Origin of the sequence: Methanocalculus sp., from assembly GCF_030651615.1 — an archaeon.
Classification (GTDB): Archaea; Halobacteriota; Methanomicrobia; order Methanomicrobiales; family Methanocorpusculaceae; genus Methanocalculus.
In genome coordinates, this window is the sequence record NZ_JAUSCG010000240.1 from 1 (window position 1) to 7,980 (window position 7,980).

At 52.5% G+C, this 7,980-nt stretch carries 7 protein-coding genes; 1 reads left to right on the forward strand and 6 read right to left on the reverse strand.

Annotated features, from left to right (window positions below; all coding sequences use genetic code 11):
• Positions 1 to 7: 7 nt before the first annotated feature.
• The 6 genes from Q7V06_RS10065 to ppsA are packed head-to-tail and all read right to left on the reverse strand — an operon-like array spanning position 8 to position 6,594.
• Positions 8 to 1,159, reverse strand: coding sequence for an MFS transporter (locus Q7V06_RS10065; RefSeq protein WP_304841097.1), 1,152 nt, complete (start codon positions 1,157 to 1,159; stop codon positions 8 to 10).
• Positions 1,160 to 1,756, reverse strand: a complete 597-nt coding sequence (locus tag Q7V06_RS10070; protein WP_304841098.1) for an METTL5 family protein — start codon at positions 1,754 to 1,756, stop codon at positions 1,160 to 1,162. It lies immediately after the preceding gene.
• The gene (gene dph2 / locus Q7V06_RS10075) at positions 1,753 to 2,703 is read right to left on the reverse strand and encodes a diphthamide biosynthesis enzyme Dph2 (RefSeq protein ID WP_304841099.1); all 951 of its coding nucleotides are present in this window, start codon (positions 2,701 to 2,703) and stop codon (positions 1,753 to 1,755) included. Before dph2 ends, Q7V06_RS10070 begins: the two co-directional genes overlap by 4 nt.
• Positions 2,681 to 3,232: a hypoxanthine/guanine phosphoribosyltransferase gene (gene hpt / locus Q7V06_RS10080; RefSeq protein ID WP_304841100.1), complete on the reverse strand. Its 552-nt coding sequence runs from the start codon at positions 3,230 to 3,232 to the stop codon at positions 2,681 to 2,683. Before hpt ends, dph2 begins: the two co-directional genes overlap by 23 nt.
• Positions 3,225 to 4,322, reverse strand: a complete 1,098-nt coding sequence (mfnA, locus tag Q7V06_RS10085; protein ID WP_304841101.1) for a tyrosine decarboxylase MfnA — start codon at positions 4,320 to 4,322, stop codon at positions 3,225 to 3,227. Before mfnA ends, hpt begins: the two co-directional genes overlap by 8 nt.
• A complete protein-coding gene (gene ppsA, locus Q7V06_RS10090) occupies positions 4,300 to 6,594 on the reverse strand; it encodes a phosphoenolpyruvate synthase (RefSeq protein WP_304841103.1) in 2,295 nt (764 codons plus the stop codon). Before ppsA ends, mfnA begins: the two co-directional genes overlap by 23 nt.
• A gap of 121 nt (positions 6,595 to 6,715) precedes the next feature.
• Here ppsA and serA point away from each other — a divergent pair.
• Positions 6,716 to 7,980 (forward strand): phosphoglycerate dehydrogenase (gene serA, locus Q7V06_RS10095; RefSeq protein WP_304841102.1); only part of this gene is annotated, 1,265 nt, incomplete at its 3' end.

The following is a 7,980-nucleotide window of genomic DNA, read 5'->3' on the forward strand; positions in this document are numbered from 1 at the left end:
GATGAGATCAGATCACAGCCCTGGGCAATCGTGGTATGGCGAGTGAGAGGAGTGCTGCTGCGATCAGGGGGATAGCTAAAGCAGAGAGTGCTGCATCCAGTGTCATGAGATCGGCTGCAATCCCGATTATAGAGATGCCAAGTCCACCTGCACCGACCGAAAAACCGATGAGAAGCCCTGATGCAAGACCGACCCGATCCGGGAGATACTCCTGTGCCATCGTCACCGTCACAGAGAAGGTCGACCAGGTGAGAAAGCCGATCAGTACCATCAGGGAGAGCCGAACCCATCCGGTTGTCATGAAGAAGAGCATATAGGGGATGATTGAGGCAAAGAGCCCGATGATCGTCACCTCTCTCCTCCCGTACCGATCTGAGAGGATACCACCTGTCACCTGCCCCACAACTCCTGCAAGGAGCATCATGGTGAGCATCATATTTGCAAAGATGAGGGAGTATCCCGATGTCAGTATAAGATATGTCGGGAAGAAAGCTGTCGATGCGAGGATCACCCATGAGCGGAGGGCTGCGATGGTGACGATCAACGTAATTGGACCATATGAAATCTTCTGCTTCAGTTTTTTAACCGTTTCCCGTGGAACCTGGAAGGCTGCCCCCTTCGTCATATGATAGAGATATGCAGCAGTCAACAGACCAGGGATTGAGATCAGGGTCAGGGCAGTGAGACCACCAAATCCAATAAGAATGCCTACAATGACCGGACCTATTGCATATCCAAGGTTTCCTCCGGTAACGAAGATGGAAGTAAGTGATCCACGATTGTGAACGGTGGTCTCACCATGCACCCGGAGAAGCGCTGAAGGATGAAAGAGAGCATGAGATACTCCGGCAACAGCGGCAAAGATGAGGAGGAGATAGTAGTCCTGCACCACCCCATATAGTCCGATACAGATTGAACTCGTCAGAATACAGAGCCAGATCGGAGCACCCCACCCGGATCGGTCCGAGAGCCATCCTACGACGGGTTGGATAAGGGAAGAGGTAATCTGAAAAACGCTTACAAGGAGACCTGCAAGGAAGAAACCGATTCCGGGGTGAAGAACAAGCAGCGGTATCAGTGCCGGAATTACCGGGCTGTACAGATCAATAACAACATGACCGAAGGTATATCCAAGGAGTGGACGTGGTAATTTTATCATTCAGATACGCCTCAAACAGACAATTTCAACAGGGATATCAAGTACATCCCGTCTATGAAAGGAGAACATTCGTTTCATTGGAAATGAGGCAGATACTGCCCCGGAGATGACCGCTCTCCCTTTGATATACGAATTGAGGAACGGAATCGTACCTGCGTTAAAGATCCCGTAGACTACAGGGGCAATCCTGAGGCTTGCATCGATGAACGGTCTGTCCGCATGCACCGTCTGCGCACCAAATGGAGGGTTCATAACGACAGTATCAAAGGATTCAGTCAGATCTCTGACATCTCCTGTGATGAAAGTACAATCAACAGAGAACAGCCTCATATTCTCCTGAGCAAGCGCAACCAACCGTTCGTCTTCTTCTATCCCAACAACCCGTTCGGCACCGAGGAGTGCTGCACCGATTCCAAGGATGCCGGTACCTGATCCGAGATCACAGACCGAGCAGCCCTCGATATCTCCTGCCAGACAGGCATCAAAAAGGAGGCGTGCAGCAAGAAGAGCAGGAGTCATGTACTGCTCTTTCGCAGGATCCGGATCTGGAATACCCATGACCCGTTCGAGTTTCATCTCAAGGGTTCGGAGCTTCATGATCGGATCTCATCGATGGTATAGTCATCCCAATGCCGTCTGCCGCAGAGGATCTCAAACTCGGGAGGGGAGAGAACCGGGACCGGGAACCGGATCTGATCGTCAAGAGAGAGCCTTGGGCACGCGGTATTCACATAACAGGGAAAACCAAGGTTGAGCAGTTGATCGGGGGTCACTTCCCTGAGAAGAACGATTACAGACCGTGGATCAAGCAGGAGTAGTTCCTCTGCAAGCTTCACCCTGTTCTGGCCGCACTTCTGCGAGACGATGATCCCAAAGCGGTCAGCTGATCGCGCCTTCTCGATGACGGCAAACCGCCTGCGGAGAAGTCTGTCCGTCTCGACCAGACCCGCCTCTCCGGTGAAGGGGTCAAGAGTGATCACCCGTGCACCGGTTGCAATGCCTGATCCGATAGGATGAAAGACCCCGGTTCCAAGGTAGAGGATCTCCTGTGATCCGGTATCCCGTGCAGCAGCATAGGTGCATCCGAGCACCTGGCCGGGGCAGGGTGTCCGGGGAGAGGAGGGCGCGATGACCGGCTGAAACCCATGTTTTCGTAGCTCTTCTGCCAGTTGTGGAAGTGAGGGTGCATGCTGAATTGTGGAGATAAGACCGATTACAGGGCCTTTCAGCAGGGGAATGACGTTGTCGAGTGAGGGAGTTTCATACGGGAGCTGAATAGGCTCAAAGATGACTCTTGGGTGATCCATCAGTGGGGTATGTCCAAAATGGATGAGGATATCCGCATAGTCAAGCGTGTCGAGTGCAAGATCACATGCACCATAGCAGGGGTCTCCCGAGATGATGACCGAGTACCCTTCTGCCCTGAGAGCCTCGGCAAGTGCCGGCAGCTCCCGCTTCAATCCTTCAGGAGCCTGAAGGGCGATCCTCTTCGGATGAAGAGATCTGATCCGTTCGATAACCTCAGAAGTACGAATCAAGGACATGAACGCCATCTTCATCGACATCGATGGTGACCAGAGACTTGTACGGCCTTCCAATATCAGGGTTCCCCCGGTTAATGACAAAACAGAGATCAGACACCACTGCTCCGGTCGATTCGATGGCAGGGAGCAGTGCCCGGATCGTTCCTCCTGTGCTGATCACATCATCAACAATCGCAATCCGATCTCCATCGAAGACGCTGTTTAAGTAGAGAGTACCCTTTGAATACCCTGTCGTCTGACCGATCGTCACCTCGCCAGGGAGTTTATACTCACGTTTTCTGACAATTGTATAGGGGATGTCTGTCATCAGGGAGAGAACGGTCCCGATATGGATACCCATCGCCTCAGTGACGACGAGTTTATCGACATCCGTGAGGTCGAGCGCTTTAAAAAGTGAGCAGGCCACATCCCTGAGGAGTGCGGGCTCAACCAGCGGGACACCATCTGTGATCGGGTGGATGAAATAGTTATATTCACCCCTTTTTACAAGAGGACAGGTCTGCAATGATTTTTTGAGTACATCAAGCATGAGATTCACCGATTGTTTCTAAGAATGATTCCACTACATCCCGTGTAACATGGGGCATCTGAACGGTGCGCATATGGCCCTGACGCGTCCGTGAAACACGCCAGCCGGAAGGCGTAATCGGACAGTCGAAGGTTGCGACATTGACATCGGGGGTCACAGCACGGGGATAGCCGAAGGCTTCCATCCCCTCGATAAGTCGCCTTGTATTCTCCATGCATCCGGAGACGATAGCAGAGAGACCCTCACACCCAAGGTACCTGAGGACTGCATATGCTCCTGCAACAGGGGCACCGGGGCGTGTTCCTGCGAGTGTACACTCCTTCTTCACCGTCAGATACGGCGTATCAACGTTAAGACAACCGAATGCGGCCGGATCACGGAGAAGAAGCGCTCCACAGGGGATGGTGCTCATACCCATCTTATGAGGGTCAACTGAGATACTTGATACTGAGGGGATGGAGAAATCCCAGGGTGCAATCTTTGGAAGGAACGGTGCGACAAGACCTCCAAATGCGGCATCGACATGGAAGAAAATATCATTATCTCCGGCAATCTCTCCGATCTCTCGTACCGGGTCGATCATTCCATATTCGGTTGTTCCGACGACAGAAACGATGCCGGCGGTCCGTGCATCGACTGCGTTGCTGACCGAGTCGATATCCATCCGATAATTCGCATCAAGCGGAACTGATCGCATCTCAAGTCCGAGCATATCACATGCCTTATCAAAGGAGAAGTGTGCGGATGCCGGAATGATGACATTTGGATGATCAACTGACTTCTGCTTCTTTGCGATCCTGAGTGCCTGGATATTTGATTCGGTACCACCTGATGTGGCATATCCTCCTGCACCAGCATGATGGAAGAGTTCTCCAAGCATCCTGATCAGTTCATCCTCGAGGCCCATCGTTCCTGGGAAGAGACCAGGATCTCCGAGGTTCGTCTCGATAAACTGCATATGTGCACGAATGGCTACCGGATGAGGTCGGGTGCACATTGAAGACAGAATTCGATCATATGTCAGATCCTCTTCCCGAACAGAAGAGAGGTAGGAGAAGATCTCCTCCTCAGAAGAACCGATCTCCTTCATTGCCACCTTTGGAATATGCCATATTCAGGATCATCCGCTGTTCAGTCCGGGCTGCGGCCTCACGAACCTTCTGTATTGCATCGATATTTGCAGAAACGCTCCTGATACCATGTTCAATGAGCCAGGTGACCATCTTCGGGTCTGATCCTGCCTGCCCGCAGATGGAACACTCAACGCCTGCTGCCCGGCACCGGCTGATCGCATAGTCGATCAGCCTGAGTACTGCAGGGTGTTCAGGTTCGTACATTGAGGCGACATGCTCGTTGTTCCGATCGACAGCGAGGGTATACTGAACGAGATCATTTGTGCCGAATGAGGCAAATTTGATCCCGGCTTTGATGAAGTCATCGATCAGGATGGCTGATGATGGCACTTCAACCATGATACCAAGGGTGACAGCGTCGACATCAACTCCCCATTCACGAAGAAGGGATTTTGCCTGGATGAACTCCCGTGGGTGGTTCACAAGCGGGAACATTAAGCCAAGATTGTCGTATCCGGCCTTCCAGAGGCGTTTAAAGGCTTCAATCTGGAGGCGGAACTGATCGGGTGCGCCAAGGTCACGGCGGATACCGCGCCATCCGAGCATCGGGTTGTGTTCGTGGGGTTCGTCCTCGCCACCTTCCATGTTCCGGAACTCATCAGTTGGAGCATCAAGGGTCCTGACCCAGACGGGTTTTCCCGGAAATGCGTCCAGTATGATCTTGATCCCGGCATAGAGTTCAGAGATGAACTCCTCCTCCTGGTTGTTTGTGATGAACCACTGGGGAGTCTTGTTCATCCCGAGGATCAGGTGTTCGATTCGGAGAAGACCGACACCGTCGGCACCGGTTGCAGCAGCACGCTGTGCTGCCTCGGGGAGCGAGACGTTCACCTTGATGAGTGTGGCCGTCACTATTGGGGCAGATACTGTCTGGAGGTCAGATGAGCGTGCCTCATGGGTCTTCTGAACCTCACCTTCATAGATGATCCCTTTGTCACCATCGATCGTAACGATCTGGCCGTTCTTCAGTGTGGAGGTTGCCTTCTTCGTCCCAACGACTGCCGGAGTTCCAAGTTCACGCGACACAATCGCTGCATGACAGGTCATACCGCCTTCATCAGTGATGATTCCCCTGACTTTTCGCATCGCAGGAACCATGTCGGGATTGGTCATCTTGGCAACGAGGATATCCCCTTCCTGAATAGATCCGGACTCCTTCACATTTTTGATGATCGTAACTCTTCCCGTAGCAATGCCCGGTGATGCTCCCTGCCCTTCCAGAAGGATCTTTTCGGAACCGGATAATGATGAGCCGATCTTGCCGACAGAGACGGTCTTAATGGTGGTGATCGGCCGTGACTGGAGAATATAGACATTATCACCGACGATACCCCACTCTACATCCTGTGGCGTTCCATAATGGTCCTCTGAGAGTTTTCCAAGAGATGCAAGACGTGCAATCTCCCCGTCAGAGAGTACCTGCTTCTTCTTCCGATCTTCTGGAACAGAGACCTCTTTTGTCCCCTTCTTACCATCGGGAATGATCTCTATCTCTTTGCTCGCGATGATCCGATCGATGATCTTCTGCTTTGTCTGGTCAAAGACATAGTTGTCCGGTGAGACGGAGCCGGAGACGACCGCTTCACCAAGACCCCATGAACCCTCGATTATTGTGAGGGGTTCTCCACTGACCGGGTGTGATGTGAACATCACACCGGCCTTCTCGGAGAAGATGAGTTTCTGGATAACTACGGCAATATTGACACTTCGGTCATCGAACCCCTGTTTGGATCGGTAGTATACTGCACGCGCTCCATACAGCGATGCCCAGCACATCTGAACCGCCTCGATGACATCGTCGCCACCAAGGATGTTTAAGTAGGTCTCCTGCTGCCCTGCAAAACTTGCATCCGGGAGATCTTCTGCAGTTGCACTCGATCTGACTGCAACAACGACATCTGATCCCATACCGGCATAGGCGGATCGGATCTCCTCTGCCATATACCCGGGCATCGGAACCGAAAGGATCAGGTCCTTCGCCTTTCCGGCAGCAGATTCCAGAGCATTGTTGTCATCGACGTCAAGTCCTTCAAGAATGGAATAGAGCGATTCTTCAAGGGCTGTTTCGACGAGAAAACGCCGGAAAGCCTGGGCAGTCACTACATAGGCTTCGGGTACCGGAAGACCGATCGAGGCCATTTCACCAAGGGAGGCACCCTTTCCTCCCACAGAGGGTATGTCACCCTTTCTGATCTCCTTAAGCCAGAGAATGTTCGGCGCGTCCTTCATAGCAATCTCAGGTATGAATCTACCCGAGGATACATAAAACAGGGTGAAGGACCCCTGGTCGATCTTCATCAAAGAAGAAGCATGATTACCTGCGAGATATAAATACGTAATGGGTTTTCACATGAGCTTTAACGTCCTGGTCAGTGATCCGCTGGCAGAAGAGGGTATTGAGATATTGAAAGGGTTCTGCAACGTCGATGAGAAGACAGGCCTCTCAGAAGACGAACTGGTCGGAATCATCGGAGGATACGATGCACTTATCGTCAGATCAGGAACCGAGGTGACAGCACGCGTTATCGAGGCAGCGACGAAGATGAAGTACATCGGCCGTGCAGGTGCCGGCGTTGACAATATCGATACCGACGCGGCAACCAGGAAGGGTATCATTGTCGCAAATGCTCCTGAGGGGAACACCCTTGCCGCAACCGAGCATACGATGGCGATGATGCTCTCACTTGCCCGGAGGATTCCGTCTGCAACTGCATCACTGAAGAAAGGTGAGTGGAAGCGGTCGAAGTTCATGGGTGTCGAGATGAACGAGAAGGTGCTTGGCGTCGTTGGATTTGGACGTATCGGCCGCGAGGTTGCAAAACGCGCCCAGTCCTTCAATATGAAGGTCGTCGCCTACGATCCCTTCATCACCCCTGAACGCGGCGCACAGTTTGGTGTCGAGATGATGAGTGTTGAGGATCTCTTCAAGGTCGCCGATGTCATTACGGTTCACACGCCTCTGATCAAGGAGACGATGCATCTCGTGAATGAGAAGTCGATTGCAACGATGAAGGACGGTGTCCGGATCATCAACTGTGCACGTGGGGGCATTATTGATGAGGCTGCACTTGCCGTTGCTGTGGCAAGCGGAAAGGTCGCCGGTGCCGCACTTGATGTCTTTGAGTCGGAGCCACCAACAGAATCACCGCTCCTTGCACTTGACAACGTCATCGTCACCCCGCACCTTGGTGCAAGCACAGTTGAAGCGCAGAAGAATGTCGCCATCTCGATCGCTCACCAGTGTATTGATGTCTTAAAGGGTGGTGCTGCGAAGTACGTCGTGAACGCTCCGATGATCCCAACCGAACTCCAGGAGACGCTTGAGCCATATGCCCGTCTTGCAGAGAGGATGGGACGGCTCGCATCACAGGTGGTAGCCGGTGCGATCACGAAGATAGAAGTGACTTATGCCGGTGACCTCATTGAAATGAGACAGAACCTCAAGTTCGTCACCCGGATGGCGATCAAAGGTATTATGGACCCGATCCTCCAGCAGCCGATCAATATCGTGAATGCTGAATTTGTGGCACGCGAACGGGGTGTCACCATCGCCGAGACGACGACAGAGGAGTCACATGGGTTTAAGAACATGATCAGCCTCACCGTTAAGACCAA